This window comes from Candidatus Bathyarchaeota archaeon, assembly GCA_025059045.1.
In the GTDB taxonomy this organism is placed as follows: Archaea; Thermoproteota; Bathyarchaeia; order Bathyarchaeales; family DTEX01; genus JANXEA01.
The window spans coordinates 1-19,838 of sequence record JANXEA010000020.1 but is presented as its reverse complement, the minus strand read 5'-3'; the positions used below and the strand labels follow the sequence as shown (position 1 = coordinate 19,838).

Below are 19,838 nucleotides of genomic sequence, written 5' to 3'. Positions count from 1 at the left end.
CTCAACAACAAACCTATATAGACTCCGAGCTTCCTTCTCCTCAAACCTATATGGAAAGTACCTCGACGCAAGGTCCGCCTCCTCAAGATGAGCGACATAATGCAATTTATCCTCATCATCCACGAGACTTTGCAGTCTAGAATCCATCTTAGCAAGTTCCCTAATAAGTCTCCTAAGCGAATGAGTTCTCGAATAAGATCCTAACTTGACAATCATCAAATATTTCAGCATAAGCTGGCAATACTGCTCCAAACTGAAGACAGCAAGATCCCACTCGCCAACCTCTAGTAAATGCTGCGCATTCGCAAGGAAGGCCTCTGCCCTCTTTCTAATAACTTCAGCCTCTTCAATAGACAAGCTCTATCCCCATTAAATCATCAAAACCTATAGGCGCTTCCATCACAATATGTGACAGTGCCCATCACACCCTGAGCTCTTGAATTAAGCACTTCACCGATTCTAGAAGCGCCTCCCTACTGTTCATACGAGGCCTCCACCCCAAACCCTTAAGCCTATCTATCGACAATGCTATGCGCTTCACATCACCCGGCCATCCGACACCATGAAGCACAGGCCTATACACATACCTAACACCATCTAAACCCATCGCCGAAGCGACTAAATCAGCAATCTCACTCACGGTAACCCAGTCCTCGCTCCCCACATTGAAAGCCTCGAACCCGCAGCACAAGCCTCCCCAGACCGTGAGAGTAGCCTCAACAGCGTCACCTATGTGAATATAGCTCCGTGTCTGCGTTCCATCGCCAAGGATCTCAAGCCTCCTTGGATTCCTAAGAAGTTTAACGATGAAGTCGTAGACCACACCGTGCCTAAGCCTGGGTCCAACAACATTTGCATACCTCAAAGCCGCAGCCCTAAAACCGTAAAGGCGGCTATAAGCATGGATGAGATTCTCGCAAGCCGCCTTGCTCGCACCATAAACCGACACTGGCCGTATAGGAGCATCCTCGCCTACGGGTATGGAATCAGGCTCCCCATAAACGCTGCTAGAAGAGGCGAAGACAAGATCCCTAACGTCACACTTCCTCATAGCCTCAAGTAGATTGAATGTGGCAACAACATTCTCATTAAAGTGGACATCAGGATTCGTAGTGCTCACACGCACCTCAGGATTAGCGGCAAAATGAAAGACGGCGCCGACGCCCCTAACAGCCTCAAGAGCCATCCCCGCATCCTTAAGATCCAAATCCAAAACCTCAACCCTCGGGTCACCCATAAGATGCTTGATGTTCTCAGGTCTCCCACTACTAAAATTGTCAACTACACGCACACGCCAGCCATCACCCACAAGCCTATCCGTAATGTGGCTGCCTATGAAACCAGCCCCACCCGTGACCAGCAAGAAACCAGCATCCTTCCCCATCATTCCCACATCACAAACCCGTACTCAAAATCAGCATAAAAACATAACATGCAAACACCCATGGACAAATTTTGAAGCATCACATAAGACCTGAAGCCATAACGATCAAATATAGCACAAAGTTTCCAACAGCATGCGCCGTAATAGGCGAGACCAAACTGTCAGTAAGAAGAGCCAATACGCCGAACAAGACCCCTGCACCATAGGCAAGCATAACCTCAAGTGGATTCATCCAGCCAACATGCATCAACCCAAAAGTGATCGAGGCGAAGCCTATAGCCTGCCAAGCCGGCAAACCCCTCTCAAGCGAGGTCTGGAGCAGCCCTCGAAACAGAAACTCCTCAACGACTCCAACCATGATGGACAGGACTATGATGATATATGCTAGGGTCTGTACTACTGGAGCGCCTGATAAGACGGGTTTAGGCTTCAATATGAAATACTCAACGACGCCTACAAGGGCTCCCGCAGCGAAGCCTAAGAGCAACTGCCCTGCCAGCCTACACCTGCCAAGATGAACCCTTACGTCAACAGACCTTATCCCACGTGAAGCCATATAGAAGATGACGCCTAAGAGGATTAGTGTATAAACGGTTGGCAAATAGGCTGGAAGATTCGGAAAACCGGCCGGAAGCGGTGTAAGAACGATCCTCGTCGCAAATACTAAGGCATAAGCCTCCAAAGCGACCCTAAGCCAACCTTCTCCACGAAACCTGACTGAAAAAAGGGGCAACAATATCAATCCGCCCAATGCGAATGAAAAGCCATACAAAGCATAAACACTATTCAACAGGAGCTCCTCAACAAGCACCACACAAGTAACAATCGACAAGAGAACCTTAACGCGTGTGGAGCTAGAGGATCTAGACGCTGACAAAATGGAAAGACCCGCCAAAGTGAACACTACTGAAGAAACAACATGCAGCTCATAGCTGTATCCGAGACTTAATAGGAGGGGAACATAAGCCGCCGCCCAAACTAATAGAACTGCCAACGTAGAGTAGCCAGTCAACTTCGCTGCCAAGAAAATATGTGAAGATAAACCCGACAACAGTCACCAGTCTTCAAAAATTTCTAAGCCGCTAATATGCTCCAGACCTTAAGTCCGACAATTATCAGGAAGAGAACAAGCAGAATCGCCGAAACAGACGCCCAACTCTTCCTAATCTCCACAAACACGGACTTAATACTCCCATATGAAGGATCCGTCAGCTCCACATAAACAAGCAGTAAGATCAGAATTATACTGATCAACGGCTGCATCAGCTGAACCGCGCCTGAGTACGCCTCGACAATAGTCGTGCTGGCTAAGACCGAAGACCCCAGCACTGAAGAACCTAGAACTGAGGAGCCCAGCACTGAGACCCCCATAACCGAAACCAAACCTAAGACTGGAGCGGCGCCAATAGAACATCCGAGAATAGACAGAACGCCGAAAGTGGCCAGTAAGACTAATAGCTTCCGCTCCAATATTATCAACCCTAGAACACGTAACCGTGCTCCGTATTGTAAATACAGGTTTCAGATCCATATATTTAAGGCTTTCTGAACTTTCCCGCCACATCTGAGGCGACCCTCCCCTTAGACATAGCCGTCCATACCCGACCTACCTAGAAGCCTCAGACCTATAGAGAAGATACTTCCTATACGATGAGACGAGGAGAAGTCCACCAGTAAGTATGGAAAGGGCTGAGACAGTTGGATCAAGCCTTATACCCCAGGGAGTATAATTGAGTACAAGCCCAACCAATGGCACTAGCGCCAAGCTCAGACCTATAGAAAGCGCAAGCCTCTCCAAAGGGCTAAGCTCATCTCCCCTCGGATAGAGAGCCTCGATTAACGCGTACCCGGGAAGAAAGAGGACGAAGATGGAGCCAAGCGCATACCTCAAAAACGCCAGAGCCGGAATTAAGCTAGACGTGTAGACGGATATAACGCTCAAGGCCAGAACCGCCACGGCCAACATGAACCCGAGATTACGCTTTGACCGAAGATAATTCCCGAATGCCATTGGAGGCTGAGGATCAACAAGCCTAATGGCCCCGCCCCTAACAAGTTTGTAGATCGCCCTCGCAGCACTCTGGGCCTCGCAGAAGTCACGGCAACCATTAACGATGTTTTCAAGCCTAACATCCCCACCCGCCCTAATAATCTCCCTAACCCTCTTTTCAACACCGTTCAGCTTGCCATCACCGCCACTCCACAAAACCCTATAGTCACCATAAAAGCGGGCCCAGAACAGCCAGACCCCCCGCCTAAGATAGAGGAATAATCCTAGAGAGAGCACCGACACCGCCGCAACAGCGCCACCCATCAGATATAGCCTGCTCTTAGCCGCCTCCTCCCCAGCCTTTGAAACATCAGCCTCCATGGAGAGAACATTATCCAGCAGGCTGCCAGCCTCCTCCAGCCTACCAACATCAACGTATGCTAAAGCCTCATTGATTCGGCGAACCATGCCCATGACATCCCCGCCAGAATTCTCCGATCTCCTAACAGCCAAATAAGCCGCAATAACCTTCTCCCCCAAAACTGGATCCATAGAACCCCTTAAAGGCTTAGGGCTCTGCATGGAAGATCCGGTAACATTCAGCCAGAGCTGGTTCCACCTCCCATGATAGCTGAACCCCCTAGATGTCTCATTATAAATCCACATCTCAAATACAAGCCGTCGATTCAAGCCAGGCTCGTAAAGCGTCACATTGACTGGGACAACCACAGAAGAATTATGCGTTAAAACGGTCCTAATCTCCAAAATGGCATCAGCATTGAGGGGGGACGAATCATTTATCGTCGAAGAGTTATCCCCAACCTTCACAAGAACCAAATAGTACATGACTCTGCCCTCATGGTTCCCAACATATACATTCAGACGGAATGGCTGCCCAACCGAAACCTCCTTGGGATAGCCGCCGATCAATCCATCTGGACCAAGCAGACCAAGCTCGGAGAAAGGCTCAACAACTCTTCCAGCATTGAAGACCTGGACCACCGCAAAGACCGTTGAGACCAGCACGATCGCCGATATGACCGCAAGAACCTCCTCATCAAGAACCCAACTCAAAACACCAAGCCTCCTACCAAAGTTTCAGAATCTCGACCAAAGAAAAACCAGACCTTCAGATCTATCTTAACGAGCCCTAGAAAAACTGGCTACCGCCCGGTACAGGATCGGTGCAAGTAAGACCGCTGAGACCATCAGCCCCTCGCCAGTGAAGAGGGGGGCATCAATATACTGCAACTGCGGAAAGGTTGTAGGCTTAGTTACAACACCTGCATTCAAAGACACGCTTAGGAGACTGCTCATATGCACCGAGAACTCCACCTTAACCCAAACAAGCTGCATATAAAGCGGCCAAAGGATCGGCGTGTAACCGGCAAAAACATCCAGAACGAGGTGCGAAACCGTGCATAAGAAGGCTAAAAGGACATAACGCTGCAACCCGGGACGAAATCTACGTGACAAGAATAGAAGTGGCAGAGCAGCCCCAGAGATTACAAGAAGCGAATGCGAGATCGATCTATGGACAAGGATAAAAATGTCAAGATCTGGCAGGAGAGCGAAGAATGAGAAGAGGAGAGACCTCTTCCACCCAACGCCGGAAAGAGTCAGGGCGACAAATGGAAGAATAAAATGGATTAAAGGTTCCAACACGTCTGCTCCATATTATTTATAATATAGCTAAGACCTGGCGATCGTCCCTAACATCCTACGCTCAAGCCTCTTCAACTGGAGAGAGATCGTCGCAACAGATAGGCCTTGAAGCCCAATAATGAGGAGAACAAGCCCAAGCCAGGCCCAACCAAGCGACCAGGCCTCAGCGCCATAAAGATACCTAAGGGTCAACTGCTGCAAGAGTATGATCAAGCCTGGAACAGCGGATAACGAGGCAAAAGCGGAGAACATGAAGACTGGATTATAGAGCCACATCATCTTAATAATTGTGCCAAGAATATGAAGACCGTCTCTCCATGTCCTCAGCTTCCCCACACCCTTCCTCTTCCTATAACTCACCGGGACTTCGACAAGCCTGCCATGTGCACATATCTGGCAAACTATCTCAGCCTCAACCCCAAACCCCGTAGCAGTCAACTCTAGCCGCCTAGCCACCTCAGTTTTGAGAAGATAGATCCCGCTGCATGGATCGTTCACTCTACGCCCCATCATGAGGCTTAAAGCGAAACCCAAGACCCAATTCCCAAACCTATGGGCCAGCGGGATATTCCTACGGTCCCGCCTCCAACCGATCACCTCATCACAGTCCCCGCAACTCAAAGCAGCAGCAACCATCTTAGAAATATCATTCGGATCATAAGTCTCATCCGCATCCATAACAAGCATATACTTCGTCTTCACATTCTCAATCGCCGTCCTAATCGCACCGGCCTTCCCCTCACCATGCTGGCTAATCACAGTCACCCCTTTACTCCTAGCAATCTCAACAGTCCTATCCTTAGAATAACCATCAACAACCAGAACCTTATCATACCCAGCGCCCCTAATCTCATCTATCACCGAGCCTATAGCATCCTCCTCATTCAAGGTGGGAAGGACAACGGTTACATCGTCAGCCATCCTAGAATGCGGCTGCCCAGAGGCCTCAACTCTCTTGAAGACACGCAAAAGCGTAGGAGCCTCTGAGGAGCTCTCAATGCTCAGATAGAACCAACCCCCAAACCTTGATTAAGATACATGATCGCCAAATATCTGGAGAAACCCTCATCCGAAGCCCAGAGACCCGCCAAACGGTTCCCCCAACTCTGGGCTATGAAAGATAGCCTCATAGCAGCTGAGCGGCCAAATGACCTCACCAAGCCCTCAACCCTACTCTCCAAAGCCCTCTTCAACTTAATGACTATGGCCGTCAATGCCTTGGCCAGCTCCGCACTCCTGACACTCTTCACAAATGAAATGGTAAGGTCGACCATGGCACGCTCAGCCCTGCTAAGCGCATTAAACCAAACCCCTCTCCTGAGGGCAAGACCCCTAACCCTAACGAGAGTGCCCCTCGAAATTATGCTCACAAGCTCAGCCGACCCAACTTCACCTTGACCCTTCTTCCCCACGACGCCCAGCCTCCCTGAGGCACATAAGCCTCTCCTGCTCACGCCTAATCTTCTCAATGCAAGCCTCCCTGACAAATGCGCTTCTGCTCGGCCAATAACGAAGATCACAGATCAACCTATCTATCTCCTCAAGAACGCTGATTGGAATGGATGCTGAACTAAAATCCCTCTTTTTAGCACTACTCAAAGCAGGGGCACCCAACACAAAGGGATTTCAAAATTAAGCTTTTCAAGTATATATAATTGTTGGTAAATAGGCACCGTAGAACAATCTCAACCCAGTTCATAAGACCAGGCATGAACAGAAAAAACTAGCCATGTAGACTAAATATATGTATACCACTTATATGAAGTACTCAAATAATTCCTCTTCATAACCGATTTATGAACTCTTCCACACCCATACTTAACGAGAAGCCTTGCAGACCGCAGACCACAGAGTAAAAGAAAGATATGCAACCGTCTGCGTTACACTTCGACCAGATGAGATGCCTAAAGAACTCCTGAAAAAGATTCTCTCCATATCCGCCTCGAAGTTAGGAACCGGCAAAGTATCCCTAGCATCTCACCTCATGATAATATTGAATGTGCAGCTTAATGATATGGCTGGGCGCATAACGCCCGAAGTGCTTCTCTTAAGAGACCCCGAAGTGCTCACATGCTCACGTGCTGGGGAGGCACACGCCAGTGGAGCAAGGTGAAAAGACAGGAGACATCAATATCGCTGGTAACTAAACTATTCCTCTTCAGCATCCTGCATGGCCTAATATACGTGAACTATATCGACCTTGTGGTGCCAGGCTCAAACATACCTGGATACCACCTCTGGCTTGTCGTCACATACTTCATCGCATTCATCCCCCTCCTATTCCTCCTAGGCCTAGAAGAATGGAAGCTAATCCTATGCCTAGGCCTCACAGCAAGCCTAATGAACGATCTATTCTATTACCCAGTCGGAATACTCCTATTCCAGAGACCCTGCAACCTATACGACTGGTACCTCTTCCAACTCGGCTTCAAAGGGCTCACATACAGCTGGACATTCAACGCAGGCATATTCAAAATCCCTGTAACCTCACTCCTAATGGGCTCATCAATATACCTGCGGGCAGCCGCCATCCTACTACTAATCTACAAACGGCAGAACCAAAGACCAGCACGCATACATGCCGGAGTATCCATAACCTAGGCAAAGAATTCTATTCTTTAAAAGAGACCAATCTTTCCAGATGCTCTAAGAAGACTCTGAAACAAGATCAATTATCATACGCGCAAGGTTCTCAGCCCCATTCTGAAAAGACGGCACCCTCCTAGTCCTAGCCTCCTCTATCGCCTCAAATATGCTCTCCTTACTTATCTCGCTCACCATAACAGCATTCACCTTATCCGCAAGAACCTTCGCATCCTCCTCACCCGCAGTCCGGGTCCACTCGGGATTAGGCACAATGACGCATGGCTTCCCATAAACAAGGGCATCCAGAACCGTTGACCCGAAATGGGTCACCACAACATCCGCGCCGGCTAAGAGCTCATGAAACCTAGGCGTTACAGTGATAACCCTCCACTCGGGATGCGCCTCAATATAAGGCTGCGGATCAACCTGACCAGTCTGCAAGACAACATTCGTCAAACTACTCTTCATCACAGCATCGAAGAGCGCCCTATGCCCATATGTTCCTCCAGTCACAAGAATGTAACCGCCGCTCCAAGGCTTGACCTCAGGCTTAGGCAAAAGCGGACCAACAACAACCCCGCCGGGAAGAATCCTCCTCTGCTCCTCCCACTGCAGAACCGTAAGATCGGAAAAAGGTTGGAGAATCCTCGCCGTCATAGAGGCCCTAGTAAAACGCACCGAACTCTCAATATTCACAACTGGCACACCCTTAAACCAGGCGGTCAAAGCCGGCGGAATGCAGAAGTTACTCCCACTACTAACAACCACATTAACCCTCCTAGACACCCTGAAAATAGACTGAAGGAAAGATTTAGCCAAACCCCAGGCAAACTTATAGAAGGGAGTTTTTGGACCGCGAGCCTTCACCAGCTTTCCCACTATTCCAAACCTACCCATCCTCGCCTCGCTCAGCCTGTCCCCCTCTGGAACAAGAAACGATAGAGAAACTTTCCCATAAAGCGCCTGAGCAAGAGCATAGGCGTAGCCAGTATGACCGCCGCCACCAGCAAGTATCAGAACCTCAAGCAACCACGAATCTACTCCTTCTACATTAAATTCAAGATCAGTTTTAACTTATTTTCCACTTCACCTCTTTTTAAATTATCCCCTCGAATATCAGCGCACTCTTCAACCTATTTACACAATAGGAAAAGGTAAAGCCTAAATAATGGGAGGACCTTCAGAGATTGGAGTGAAATCCCATGGAAGAAGAAAAGAGAGAACACCCAAACCTCATATACCAGTGCCTCAAATGCGGTTCCCTAGTCAGCTCAACGGATCTTGAGCTTGGAATAAGATGCCCATACTGCAGATACCGCGTCCTAAAAAAGACTAGACCGCCAATTGTCAAACGCATCAAGGCTAGATAGGCATACATGAAAACAGATTATCCCAAAACCTCCCGGACGAAAAATAACTCAAAACACCTTTTATATTCATAATAGCCCAAGTAGATTTGAAAGGAGAAGAGACAGATGCAAGAATTCAAGGTTAAAGATATAGGCCTAGCTGAGAATGGAAGGCTTCTCGTAGAATGGGCTGCAATGCACATGCCAGTTCTAAGCAAAATTGCAGAAAGATTCAGAAGAGAAAAGCCCCTAGAGGGCCTTAACATCGGAGCATGCCTACACGTGACAAAGGAGACAGCCGTGCTCGTCGAAGCACTTGCCGAAGGGGGGGCAGAGGTCTCCCTATGCGGGTCAAACCCCCTCTCAACCCAAGACGAAGTAGCAGCATACCTAGCGAAGCAAGGCATTCACGTCTACGCGTGGAAAGGTGAGACAACAGATGAGTACTATTGGTGTGTGAACCGGGTAATCGATCACCAGCCAACAATAACGCTGGATGATGGAGCAGACCTCGTGACGACCATACACACATCAAGGGCGGAGGCCCTACTAGACGTTAAGGGCGGAACCGAAGAAACAACAACAGGAGTGATCCGCCTAAAAGCAATGGCTGAGAAAGGGGCACTAAGATACCCGATAATCGCCGTAAACGATGCCTACACTAAATACCTCTTCGACAACCGATATGGGACGGGGCAGAGCTCCATAGACGGAATACTCAGAGCGACAAACATACTTCTGGCAGGAAAAAAGTTTGTGGTCTGCGGATACGGATGGTGCGGACGAGGCCTAGCCCTAAGAGCTAGGGGAATGGGCGCAAACGTGATCGTGACGGAAGTAAACCCTATAAGAGCCCTCGAAGCCGTCATGGACGGATTCCAAGTCATGCCGCTAACCGAAGCCTCCGAGGTTGGGGACATCTTCGTGACCGTCACTGGAAACATAAACGTCATCAGAAAAGAACACTTCTCAAGGATGAAGGACGGCGCAATCATCGCGAATAGCGGACACTTCAATGTTGAAGTAAAAATCCCCGACCTAGAGGAACTTTCAACATCAAAAAGGACAGTAAGGCCCAACCTACAAGAGTACATGCTGAGAGATGGAAGAAGGATTTACCTACTCGCCGAGGGAAGACTCGTCAACCTCGCGGCAGCCGAGGGGCACCCCTCAGAAGTAATGGACATGTCCTTCTCAAACCAAGCCCTATGCGTCGAGTACATAGCAAATGCGCCGAGGATGGAGCCAAGAGTCTATAATGTCCCACCAGAGATCGATGAGCTTGTAGCCCGTATGAAACTTGAAGGAATGGGGATAAAAATTGATCAGATGACCGAGGAGCAGAAGCAGTACATCTCAAGCTGGGAAGCCGGAACAATCTAGATCACCAATGCTCGCCTAGAGGAAATATTGGCTTGAAGAGGTACCGCCTTCCTAGAGGCATGAGGTACTCAACCCTCAGTGAAAGGGAGATATTCTATAGGGAAGAATTCAGCCTAGAAAAGGTTATAGAATGGTTCAGTCAACCCGTTAGCAGACTCATCTTCGCCGTGATCATCGGCAGGCATACTGGAATCTACCCCGAAGAATATGAGGATGACGCCTCAACCACAATCCTGATAGACGAATACGAAGACCTTGAAGATGTGAGAAGACAGATCATAGAGTTCAGACCGGAATCCGTCTATTATGATAGAAACCTATACGATGAGAAGGGGATGGAAGCAGGCCAAGAAGTCGCCTTCGACATAGACCCGGAAAACATTACATGCCCAATCCACGGAACACTCAAAGAAAAGATGGAGAAGCATCAAGGCTTAGGCTTCTGCAAAAAAGAATTCAACATGGTTAAAGAGGAGACCGCAGCGCTCTATGAGGAACTCGAGAAGATGTTCACGGATGTCAGAATAGTCTACTCGGGAAGAGGATTCCACATCCACGTATTAGACCCTGAGGCATACAAGCTAACTACAAAAGAACGTAAAAGACTGGCGGAAGACATTAAAGGAAGGGGCTTTCACATAGACGAGTGGGTCACATCTGGCAGTATGAGGCTAATTAGGCTCCCATATAGCCTCCACGGGATGGTCTCCAGAATCGTTATCCCACTGGAATATAGAGACATCGAAAGATTCGATCCGGTAACAGATGAAAGATGCATCCCTCAATTCCTGAGGCAAATGAGAAGCCAGCAATATACAAAAGCGCGATACGATTAGGCGGCATGAAACAAAAGGTCTCAAAGGTTAAATAGTTTTTAAACAATAATTCATCTAGCCAAAAACGGAGGAGAACCTGGATTCTATGAGCGAAGAGAAAAAGAAGAAATACTACTATTATGGAGCGAAGGAGAAAAAGGCGAAAGAAGTAAAGAAAAAGAAATGCGGAACAAAATAAAATAGTTGCATAATTTTGGCGCGCCACCACTCAAATGCGGCAAACTGAAGGTTCATTAAGGGGTAAACAATAATTGAACCAAACTTACTAATTCACAAGTTTGCCAGAGCGTGAAAGATTGAAAGAAAACCTCAAAATTCTCAGAAGAATCGCCAAAGAAGTCTACCAAACCGTAAACCCCATCCTCGGAAAGCCTGAAGCCGGAAGAATCGTTGGAGCGGGATATGGAGGCGACGAGACAAGGTTCATTGACGAAGTCGCAGAACAGGCGATAATAGACCATCTCGAACGCAACAATATATCATGCATTTTCATCGGGGAAGAGAGAGGTGTAAAGCGCATCGGCGCCAACCCAGCCTTCTATATAATCTCGGATGCGGTTGACGGCTCCACAAACGCTGTGAGAGGAATAGAATTTGTATCACTATCACTCGCAATATCCCCAAAGGACAGCTTAGAGGGAATCGAGACCGCGATTGTAATGAATCTCTATAACGGTCGAATATATGAAGCTGAAAAAGGAAAAGGCGCTAGATGCGAAGGAAAAACGATTAAGACGTCCGAAAAATCGTCGTTAGAGGAGAGCGTTCTATGCGTAGATGTATCCCGCGCTGTTAGCAGTGCGCAAAAAGCCATCCCACTTATTAGATTAGCGAAGGGAATTAGATCATTCGGTTCAGCATCCCTAGAAATCTGCATGGTTGCATCAGGTCAAATAGATGCCTATGTAGATCTACGTGGAAAACTCAGGACACTGGACTTCGCTGCAGCCATGCTTATCATCAGAGAGGCAGGAGGCATCTTCAACTTACTCGAAGAGGAAGACTTTTCAAGTATACCATTAACCAAGATCAGACACTTCTCACTAATAGCGGCGGCAAACAGCATCCTCTATCAGGAGATAACCAACCTCATCTCAGAGAAGAGTTAACCGTGAATTTCAGATGAGCCTATCTGCATCCTCAATAAAACTTTTAACTCCCCACGCGGCACTCCTAGTCCGAAAAGGCTCCGAGAAATGTCTCGTAATCTCGGACCTGCATATAGGCTGGGAGGTTGCCCTCTCCGAAGAAGGTGTACATGTCCCATCGCAGACCCAGAAGATCATTGAGAAGATCCTCAGTATAATGTCCTCCGAGAAACCGGACTTTGTTCTACTTCTAGGCGACATCAAACATACCATAGCAAGGATTGAGCTGGAGGAGTGGCAGGACGTCCCATTCTTCTTCGAAGAGATATCAAAAAATGTAGCAGAAGTCCAAGTTTTACTCGGAAATCATGATGGAAATTTAGAGGCGCTACTTCCAGATAACGTTAAAATCCTGCCTACTCGAGGAACAGTGATAGGCGAAGTTGGCTTCTTCCATGGACACACATGGCCAGACGTAAGTCTACTCAGATGTGAAACACTTGTAATAGGCCACGTTCACCCAGTAGTAGGCTTCAGGGACCCATTCGGCTTCCGAATCACGAGACAAGTCTGGGTAAAAGCCCCGTGTAATAGAAACCACCTGGCAAGATTCGTGCTCCGACATTATGGAAAGAAGGCAAAAGAAGAGAAAAAAATTGAAGAAATCCTAAGATCCGAGTTTAACCTAGAAGCCCGGACGAAGAACCTAATCATAATGCCATCATTCAATGATTTTCTAGGGGGACAAACAATCAACACTCCATCATTCTCAAGACAGAAGAAATTCGAAGAATTCATTGGTCCGGTTCTGCGCTCAGGAAGCGTAGATCTTGGAAAAGCAGAAATAATTCTCTTGGATGGAACATTTCTAGGCAATCTCAGCCAGCTGAGAACACTAAGCTGATGCACAAAAAACATTATTATCTCCAGGCAGAAGATAACTTTAGGGTAGGTTAAACTAATGAAAGGCGAGAGGGAATCAGAAATTCTCGCCAGACTCTGTGAAGAGGCAAAAAAAGAGGGCAAAATCGCAGGCGACATGCTAAACTATCTGACAGAGGTCTTCGGCTCCCGCTTCATTAAAGCATGGGAAGCCCTTAAAGAGGAAAGGGTGAAGAAGTATACCTTTAAGCCGAGCAATAGAGTCGTCTGGATAGTAGTTGGGAGAGAACGTGACTATCTAATCTTGCCTGCAGCCGAGTTCTGCTCCTGCAACGACTTTTACTATAACGTCATGGAGAAGAAGGCGCACCTGTGCTATCATCTTATCGCCCAGAAGATAGCTGAATGCCTAGGGCGCTACGACCTAATAGAGGAAGACGACCAATTATATGATGTTTTAATGAAAGAATGGAAAAGCACAGGTCACGCTCCATGAAAGATGATTAAAAAAGGAAGCGTCAACCTTATATGCTGAACTGAAAAATAGCTAGAAGGCCGTGTTGACGATGTCCGTTGAAGAATACTACGCCATGATTAGGCTTATTCTGATGGGTCTAACATTCATTGCACTACTGCTGATCTTTCTATACATGATGCACGGGGAGAAAGAAGAGAAAGCAAAGCCGGAAAGGACTGCAGTCTTTAAGAGGTGCCTCTCAGCCAGCATCATGTGGCTCAACTTCTAATACTCGATCCCCCTGCGTGCAGGTACACCCTTTCTCATCGGATGCCTAATTTCCCGCATCTCAGTCACAAGATCCGCACGGTCAACAAGTTCCTTTGGAGCCATCCTACCCGTTAAAACAACCGTTGTCGATGGAGGGACGCTGTCCAAAAGGCTCAGAACATCTTCGACCCTTATCAGTCCAGCGGCAACCGCCAAGTTAATCTCGTCTAGAATCAGCAAGTGCGGCTTTCTCTTCAAGGCTTCCTTAGCGAAGGCAAGCCCCTCATTTGCCAACTTACGGTCGATGGGCAAGGGATTCTTAAGGTCAACGAACCCCTTACGCCCAAACTGGTAAATCTCATATTCGGGACTAAGCCTATCCTTAATCTTATACTCTCCAATATCCTTACGTCCCTTCATAAACTGGATGATAATAACTTTATAGCCATGACCAACAGATCTTAAGGCCAACCCGAAAGCTGTTATAGATTTTCCTTCACCGTCACCCGTATATAAGTGAATAAGACCCCTCCTACTCCTATTCGTCGCCCTTCTCTGCCCTTCTAAGCTGCCAACCATGTTTCCCTCATTTTTTCCCATTATGTTCACGCGCTTTAAACCAAAAAGTTACATGGTAAAATTCCGTTGGATTTTGAAGCAAATGGATCAACGATGATCACACCAAAATAGGCAACTCACCTTCTTAGGATAAGATAAAATGCTATGCCAATCGCTGTGAGCAGAAGAGCAAGTATTAGGATAGGCAGAACTGCTTCCCCAACTCCAAAAATTATCGGGATTGGGCCGATAAAGACGACAAGCCCCGCTGAGCCCGTGAACCCTTGAATAAAAGAGGACAGCATCAGGATTATTGTGCCAGCAAATATGAGCGCAAAGCCTATCATTAGAGCCCGAATTGATACGGGTAGGCTGACCCGCTGAACCTCTATTCCCTCCTCAGCCGACTTCAAGCATTCAGCGCATAGCCAAGTATGAGGCTCTAAGCATCTCTCACAGACATTTCGTCCGCATTCCTGACAAACATACCTGGCATTCCTCTTGCCGCAGACGTCACAAACTCTGATCGTAACTTATCCCTCCAAAATTAGATCGCATATTGGCGGAGAAGAATTATCAACACGATTCCAAGAATCAAAAGAACAATTGAGAGTAGGATAATGGTCTTCACCGTCTCCTTATCCGAGCCGAAAACTATTGGAAACGGACCAATCATAATGAGACCTCCAACTCTCGCTCTATCACCTTTCCGCACACCCTTCATGATGGAAAGCATAACCGAAAATGTAACGATCACAAAACCTATAAGGATAAGCGCGAAGCCTAAAGCAAAGAAGAATGTTGAAACTGCCATTTCCTCCAGCCCCAAGAGATAATTTTTAGAAAGTGCCAAATAAAGTTACCCGCCACATCGAAGTTTATCAGCCCTTAAGTAGCAATAATATAATGCCTCATCATTAAAGCATGAGGATTACAGTTTTCCCACCGTCTTTCCAAAGGGAAAGAATAAGCTTTAATTCACCTACATTCTTCAAGATTGTCTGATTTCAATTGAGCATAGAAGAGATTATCTGTAGGATCATCTCTTCACGTCCAGAATTGACACGTGAAGAAGTAATAAACATGATTGAGGAGAAGATTGGTAGGTCAAAGGGCTTTTTAACAGCTGAGGCTGCAGCTAGGCTAATTGCTGCGGAAATCGGCGCCGACCATCCAAGACTTGAGTTCGAGGGCGACATGCCCATCGGAAGCCTAGTCTCCGGATTAGGCGACGTCACAGTCTCCGGTAGAGTTATAGCAGTCTGTCCACTTCAAAAATTCTTGAAGCCTGATGAAGCAGAAGGAAAATTTAGGCAACTATTAGTTGCTGATAAATCAGGCGAAGCTAGGGTAATACTCTGGAATGAGAATGCAGAGCTGCAAGATCCGGTGGGACTGATAGGAAAGATCGTTAGGTTCACTCATGGCTACGTCAGAATAGGCTTGGACGGGATGCTAGAGATTAATATCGCCTCAAGAGGGAAAATCGAGGTTCAACCCCCTAGCTTATGCGAAAAAGACTTCCCGCCGCTAGCCAAATTCATCAAGAAAATAAGTGACATAAGTGGTGATGAGAGAATGGTGAACACCATTGGTCTAGTAGGTCAAATCTACCCAGCATCCGCATTCAAGCGTGAGGACGGCAGCGAAGGGAAGGTGAGAAGAATCGAACTTAAGGATGATGAGGCCAACATAATGCTCGTCCTCTGGAATGACAAAGTAGAAGAGCTAGCATTCATAGAGACTGGAGAATACATACAGATTATGGGCGCAAGGGTCAAAGACTCGATCGGCGGAAGACCAGAGCTTCACGCCGACAGATCCACAGACATAATAGCTCTAAAAAAGAAACCTCAAGAACTGCTTTACTAAAAGCCGAATACAAGACTAAATAGGCTAAAAATAAAAGGATAATTAAAAAAGGCTAATCTCCGTCTGGTTTATTTTTTCACCAGCACTATCTCCATCGTCGAGACATTCGCTTTAGGTCGATCAGGCCTCTCCATCTCTTCAGTACCGATCTCGATCCTCTCCACATCAACATCCTTCATAAAGGCGCGACGCAGAAGCTCAGCCGTATCCACAGCCCTGCTAATCGCCCTCCCCCTAGCCTTAACGATAACCCTCTCCGCCCCAGCGTTAAACGAAGTCAAACAGGCAACCACATACTTCATCACTGGCTTCTGCCCAATCAGCACCATGCTCTCAATTTCGCCTCGTTTTTCAGGTTTGGCCTCAGCAGCCTTCTTCTCGACCTTTTTCTCAGCCTTCCTAGACACTTAGGATCCCTCCTTTCCTCTTGAAACCCAAAGTGGCCCTAAACACACATATGAAACTATCTATGTCCACTTATAGCTTTCTATATTCTCTCTTTTTTAATACCCAAACAAGAATAAAGTAGAAGCCCTAGGATCTTCCCAGCAAAGAAAGCAACAGTTGGGCATCGATAATAAGGCTATGACAGCTTCCTCCGGGAATCAATATTTTAAGTTATTTAGTGGAGAGATCAATGTCTTCATATACTGGATGAAAAAGCCCTAATCTCTCGTTAGCTATAATCTCAGACTTATGTATAGGCCTTCCATATCTGACCATAGGAAAATTTAGGTTAGTACATTTAAATCCCAAACCAGCAATGATTGAAGGCCATCTCATTTCACAGAATCCATAAGGAAGGGGCGTTTTTTCTAGGCATGTTAAAACCTCACGCGAAACCATGTGACCAGCAAATACGCCACAATATAAATACGGTTTTAGCCCACGTTTAACAAGCCAAGATATTATAGATTTTCTTGCTCCGGGAGGTCTATTATACCAGTACCAAGAAGAATCAACTTTCCCGTAGCCCACAAAACCTGCGTCATAAGTTGTATATTTCGCATAAAGATGCGCTATAGGTTTTGTGGCATACATATCATATTCAAAAAAGATTAAAAAGTCAAAGTCGAGATTATTGCCTTCAACTGAAAACCAGTTTCTGATTGCCAAGTCTAGATTATAATAGCCTAATGGGGTATAATCACAGTATAAACTCAAACAGATTTCTTCTAAAGCGTTGCGTACTTTATCGATTTCACTTTTTCTGCGAAAGGATTCTAATTTCTTATTTACATAATGAGACAGATCATATACTGTCTTGAATTTAAGAAAATAAAGATTTAAGATCCTAGCAGGAGCGCGTTTCAGATCTATAAGTGTGGGGAAATATATTTTTTGTCGAATACCAAAGAACGGGACAAAGGTGACGTCAGGGTTCATCCTTCTAAGAATTCTTAGTCTATTTAAAGATAGCGAGTCAATCTTGTGAAATGCGTATAATATGACAAAGCGAGCCAAAGTACACTTGCCACCAAAAATAAGGAAGGGCACATATCTTAAATTTTTTATGATCTATTTTTTCTCCATAATCCTCATAATCCACAACTTTAACTCCATAGATAATAATTAGATTGTTTTTTTGAAATAGCGTAGAGGTATACTCATCCTATAATCCAATCCTCGCCTTCATATAGCCAGCTAAGATCTTGATATTTATTCTCCAAAAAAATACAACAGTTCTTAGTGTATGAGAATATGCAATAGCTAAAATCGGAATGAGGAAGTAGGCCAGCCTGCTTCTTACGAATCTGCGAAGCGGATAAAGACCAAGCTGCCATTTAATTGATCCCTCCTCAACATTGCTCTTGACCATGAGAAAATGTTTAACTCCACACGGAGGAGGATGAACCCATCTTCCTCTTTTCTTAGCAAAGCGGTATAGGATTTCATCCTCACCATAGAAAACAGGCGGAGGATAATAATTGAGAAGAATGTCTCTTCTTATCAGGGTATTGTCTATAAATGGTGTATCTCTTGTGTGAAGCGGTCTTATTTTATCTACTACAATCTTGTACGCCATCATATGAATGTTGTTTACGTCAAATGAGGGTGTGGAAATTGCTACAATGCCAGGCCCTATGTATTTGGATACTACTTCAAACCAATTCTCCGGTATTTCCACGTCATCATCGAACATGGCGATCCACTCTGTTGAGCACTTTCTCGCTCCAATGGCCCGCGCAATTGAAAGAGGCTTTGATGTTTCCAAAACAATATTGTTCACCCAACTTGCCTTTTTTAAGGTTTGAAGAAGTCTTGGCCTGATCTTTTCAGGATCCTTTGTCGGAATAAGCACATCAACTTTCATTTTCCATCAGCCCGAAACTAAATCTCCAAAACATGACTGGTTTAGAATAGGTTCGCCAACACTTACTTGTCAGCATATAGAAAAATCCGCGCCATATATGCGATAATTTTTCAAAGATTGAATACATTCATACTCTCTCCTGCTTATATTTTAAATTCTCTAGTACATCACAACCTTATTAAGAGAATCTTAGAGGCGACTCGATTAGATAAATTCAACGATTTTCAACCCTCTAATCAATGGTGCGAAACAACGTTGATTCCGCAAAATTAATAATGTCTCTGCGCGTGAGAACTTCTCAAGCCAAGCTCAAATTTTTGTAAACAATTCTGGAGTATTGAGAGGTCAGTAAGAAATTCTTAAACGCCACAAACCGTAATATTTAGTTGAAATGAACTCCATCGCTTGTGTTATGTGTACATGGAATGAAGCACGAATGGTTTTATTGGCGGTCGAGTCTACGAAAGATTTTGTTGACAGATATATAATTGTCGACAAGGGCTCTGAAGACGGGACTATTGAACTCCTAAAAAAATGTAGGGATGAATGGAAACTTGCAATGGACATATATATCAAGCCCCACCTCATCTTTCCAGAAGCGAGGCTGTTCGGATATCAAAAGGCTGATGAAGATTGGATACTGGTTCAGGATGGTGACGAAGTTTTTCATACGGACGGGCCCAATAGTATTTTCCATCTTCGAAAATATCTGAGACTGAAGAATGTTGTATATGCGGCACCAAAAATTGTTTTGAGGGGTGATTTTCTTCATACAGACAAAGTTTTTCCTGTGATGGCGCCCCATCATTTTCTCTTCCATAATAATGGTACCTTTCACATCCGCAAGGGAGACGAGGCTCCTAGGTTTATCGGCGTCACTGTTTACTTACGGAAGGCGTACATATTTAACTGCCATTTAAAGTCCGGCAAAAGGGTTTTTTTGATGTTAAATTTCTGGCGTGAATGGTGCATTGAATCAGAGGCCTATAAGAAATATTCCAGCCTTGAAGAATATGCAAAAGCGAAATTAGGAGTTGACAACATAGATCAGATCGCTGAAGAATGGTATAGGTCAAGGTTAGTTCCATATGATGAGCAGAAGTTCGGATATTACCCCAAAGTAATACGCAAGTATATTAAGATGGGGATGATTCGTGGATATGTTCAAGATAGGGTTTCTTAATGGACGTTTTTATGTTAACTT

The 19,838-nt window shown here is 46.0% G+C and carries 27 protein-coding genes; 11 read left to right on the top strand and 16 right to left on the bottom strand.

The window, feature by feature from the left end; genetic code table 11:
- The 9 genes from NZ952_06670 to NZ952_06630 form a co-directional block, all read right to left on the bottom strand.
- Positions 1–357, bottom strand: a 357-nt coding sequence (locus tag NZ952_06670) for a HEPN domain-containing protein (protein ID MCS7120865.1), incomplete at its 3' end; no start/stop codon positions are given.
- 64 nt (positions 358–421) lie between these two features.
- Positions 422–1,384 carry an NAD-dependent epimerase/dehydratase family protein gene (locus NZ952_06665; protein ID MCS7120864.1) on the bottom strand — a complete coding sequence of 321 codons (963 nt, stop codon included), beginning with the start codon at positions 1,382–1,384 and terminating at the stop codon, positions 422–424.
- Positions 1,385–1,463: 79 nt separating this feature from the next.
- Positions 1,464–2,435, bottom strand: a complete 972-nt coding sequence (locus tag NZ952_06660) for a CPBP family intramembrane metalloprotease (protein MCS7120863.1) — start codon at positions 2,433–2,435, stop codon at positions 1,464–1,466.
- A gap of 23 nt (positions 2,436–2,458) precedes the next feature.
- On the bottom strand, positions 2,459–2,854 hold the full coding sequence (locus tag NZ952_06655; protein ID MCS7120862.1) for a hypothetical protein: 396 nt from the start codon (positions 2,852–2,854) through the stop codon (positions 2,459–2,461).
- 136 nt (positions 2,855–2,990) lie between these two features.
- The gene (locus tag NZ952_06650; GenBank protein MCS7120861.1) at positions 2,991–4,448 is read right to left on the bottom strand and encodes a DUF1616 domain-containing protein; all 1,458 of its coding nucleotides are present in this window, start codon (positions 4,446–4,448) and stop codon (positions 2,991–2,993) included.
- Positions 4,449–4,514: 66 nt separating this feature from the next.
- Entirely contained in the window at positions 4,515–5,036 is a 522-nt protein-coding gene (locus NZ952_06645; GenBank protein ID MCS7120860.1) for a metal-dependent hydrolase, read from the bottom strand.
- A 30-nt stretch (positions 5,037–5,066) separates the two neighbouring features.
- Positions 5,067–6,008 (bottom strand): glycosyltransferase family 2 protein, encoded by a 942-nt coding sequence (locus tag NZ952_06640; protein ID MCS7120859.1) that lies wholly within the window; start codon positions 6,006–6,008, stop codon positions 5,067–5,069.
- Between the two features lie 32 nt (positions 6,009–6,040).
- On the bottom strand, positions 6,041–6,451 hold the full coding sequence (locus NZ952_06635) for a hypothetical protein (GenBank protein MCS7120858.1): 411 nt from the start codon (positions 6,449–6,451) through the stop codon (positions 6,041–6,043).
- Entirely contained in the window at positions 6,429–6,638 is a 210-nt protein-coding gene (locus tag NZ952_06630; GenBank protein MCS7120857.1) for a ribbon-helix-helix domain-containing protein, read from the bottom strand. The genes NZ952_06635 and NZ952_06630 overlap by 23 nt, the downstream gene beginning before the upstream one ends.
- A 232-nt stretch (positions 6,639–6,870) precedes the next feature.
- Between NZ952_06630 and NZ952_06625 the strand changes: the two genes are divergently transcribed.
- Together NZ952_06625 and NZ952_06620 are read left to right on the top strand one after the other, a co-directional pair.
- Positions 6,871–7,152: a hypothetical protein gene (locus NZ952_06625; GenBank protein MCS7120856.1), complete on the top strand. Its 282-nt coding sequence runs from the start codon at positions 6,871–6,873 to the stop codon at positions 7,150–7,152.
- A complete protein-coding gene (locus NZ952_06620) occupies positions 7,149–7,640 on the top strand; it encodes a hypothetical protein (GenBank protein MCS7120855.1) in 492 nt (163 codons plus the stop codon). The genes NZ952_06625 and NZ952_06620 overlap by 4 nt, the downstream gene beginning before the upstream one ends.
- Positions 7,641–7,685: 45 nt before the next feature.
- Here the strand turns inward: NZ952_06620 and NZ952_06615 are convergent, their stop codons facing one another.
- Entirely contained in the window at positions 7,686–8,654 is a 969-nt protein-coding gene (locus tag NZ952_06615) for a polysaccharide biosynthesis protein (GenBank protein MCS7120854.1), read from the bottom strand.
- Between the two features lie 173 nt (positions 8,655–8,827).
- Here NZ952_06615 and NZ952_06610 point away from each other — a divergent pair, with 173 nt between their 5' ends.
- The 7 genes from NZ952_06610 (at position 8,828) to NZ952_06580 (ending at position 13,909) form a co-directional block, all read left to right on the top strand.
- Positions 8,828–8,995 (top strand): DNA-directed RNA polymerase subunit P, encoded by a 168-nt coding sequence (locus NZ952_06610; protein MCS7120853.1) that lies wholly within the window; start codon positions 8,828–8,830, stop codon positions 8,993–8,995.
- A gap of 105 nt (positions 8,996–9,100) precedes the next feature.
- Positions 9,101–10,357, top strand: a complete 1,257-nt coding sequence (ahcY, locus tag NZ952_06605) for an adenosylhomocysteinase (protein ID MCS7120852.1) — start codon at positions 9,101–9,103, stop codon at positions 10,355–10,357.
- 32 nt (positions 10,358–10,389) lie between these two features.
- Entirely contained in the window at positions 10,390–11,193 is an 804-nt protein-coding gene (locus NZ952_06600; protein MCS7120851.1) for a DNA primase, read from the top strand.
- A 296-nt stretch (positions 11,194–11,489) separates the two neighbouring features.
- The gene (locus NZ952_06595) at positions 11,490–12,302 is read left to right on the top strand and encodes a D-fructose 1,6-bisphosphatase (protein MCS7120850.1); all 813 of its coding nucleotides are present in this window, start codon (positions 11,490–11,492) and stop codon (positions 12,300–12,302) included.
- A 13-nt stretch (positions 12,303–12,315) separates the two neighbouring features.
- Positions 12,316–13,185 carry a metallophosphoesterase gene (locus NZ952_06590; protein ID MCS7120849.1) on the top strand — a complete coding sequence of 290 codons (870 nt, stop codon included), beginning with the start codon at positions 12,316–12,318 and terminating at the stop codon, positions 13,183–13,185.
- A 57-nt stretch (positions 13,186–13,242) separates the two neighbouring features.
- Positions 13,243–13,659 carry a hypothetical protein gene (locus NZ952_06585; GenBank protein MCS7120848.1) on the top strand — a complete coding sequence of 139 codons (417 nt, stop codon included), beginning with the start codon at positions 13,243–13,245 and terminating at the stop codon, positions 13,657–13,659.
- A 70-nt stretch (positions 13,660–13,729) separates the two neighbouring features.
- The gene (locus NZ952_06580) at positions 13,730–13,909 is read left to right on the top strand and encodes a hypothetical protein (GenBank protein MCS7120847.1); all 180 of its coding nucleotides are present in this window, start codon (positions 13,730–13,732) and stop codon (positions 13,907–13,909) included.
- On the opposite strand, the gene NZ952_06575 is transcribed toward NZ952_06580, so the two are convergent.
- The 3 genes from NZ952_06575 to NZ952_06565 all read right to left on the bottom strand — a co-directional run bounded on the left by NZ952_06575 (position 13,906) and on the right by NZ952_06565 (position 15,262).
- Entirely contained in the window at positions 13,906–14,469 is a 564-nt protein-coding gene (locus tag NZ952_06575) for a cob(I)yrinic acid a,c-diamide adenosyltransferase (protein ID MCS7120846.1), read from the bottom strand. The two genes, NZ952_06580 and NZ952_06575, sit on opposite strands and share 4 nt — an antisense overlap.
- Before the next feature lie 116 nt (positions 14,470–14,585).
- Positions 14,586–14,861 carry a DUF131 domain-containing protein gene (locus NZ952_06570; GenBank protein ID MCS7120845.1) on the bottom strand — a complete coding sequence of 92 codons (276 nt, stop codon included), beginning with the start codon at positions 14,859–14,861 and terminating at the stop codon, positions 14,586–14,588.
- Between the two features lie 134 nt (positions 14,862–14,995).
- Positions 14,996–15,262, bottom strand: a complete 267-nt coding sequence (locus NZ952_06565) for a DUF131 domain-containing protein (GenBank protein ID MCS7120844.1) — start codon at positions 15,260–15,262, stop codon at positions 14,996–14,998.
- A gap of 197 nt (positions 15,263–15,459) precedes the next feature.
- Between NZ952_06565 and NZ952_06560 the strand changes: the two genes are divergently transcribed.
- Positions 15,460–16,320: an OB-fold nucleic acid binding domain-containing protein gene (locus tag NZ952_06560; protein MCS7120843.1), complete on the top strand. Its 861-nt coding sequence runs from the start codon at positions 15,460–15,462 to the stop codon at positions 16,318–16,320.
- 68 nt (positions 16,321–16,388) lie between these two features.
- On the opposite strand, the gene albA is transcribed toward NZ952_06560, so the two are convergent.
- The 3 genes from albA to NZ952_06545 all read right to left on the bottom strand — a co-directional run bounded on the left by albA (position 16,389) and on the right by NZ952_06545 (position 18,634).
- Positions 16,389–16,649 carry a DNA-binding protein Alba gene (gene albA / locus NZ952_06555; GenBank protein MCS7120842.1) on the bottom strand — a complete coding sequence of 87 codons (261 nt, stop codon included), beginning with the start codon at positions 16,647–16,649 and terminating at the stop codon, positions 16,389–16,391.
- Positions 16,650–16,938: 289 nt separating this feature from the next.
- Positions 16,939–17,706: a hypothetical protein gene (locus tag NZ952_06550; GenBank protein ID MCS7120841.1), complete on the bottom strand. Its 768-nt coding sequence runs from the start codon at positions 17,704–17,706 to the stop codon at positions 16,939–16,941.
- Between the two features lie 226 nt (positions 17,707–17,932).
- Entirely contained in the window at positions 17,933–18,634 is a 702-nt protein-coding gene (locus NZ952_06545) for a glycosyltransferase (protein MCS7120840.1), read from the bottom strand.
- A 412-nt stretch (positions 18,635–19,046) separates the two neighbouring features.
- On the opposite strand from NZ952_06545, the gene NZ952_06540 reads away from it, so the two are divergent.
- Positions 19,047–19,817: a glycosyltransferase gene (locus NZ952_06540; GenBank protein ID MCS7120839.1), complete on the top strand. Its 771-nt coding sequence runs from the start codon at positions 19,047–19,049 to the stop codon at positions 19,815–19,817.
- The last annotated feature ends 21 nt before the right edge of the window (positions 19,818–19,838 follow it).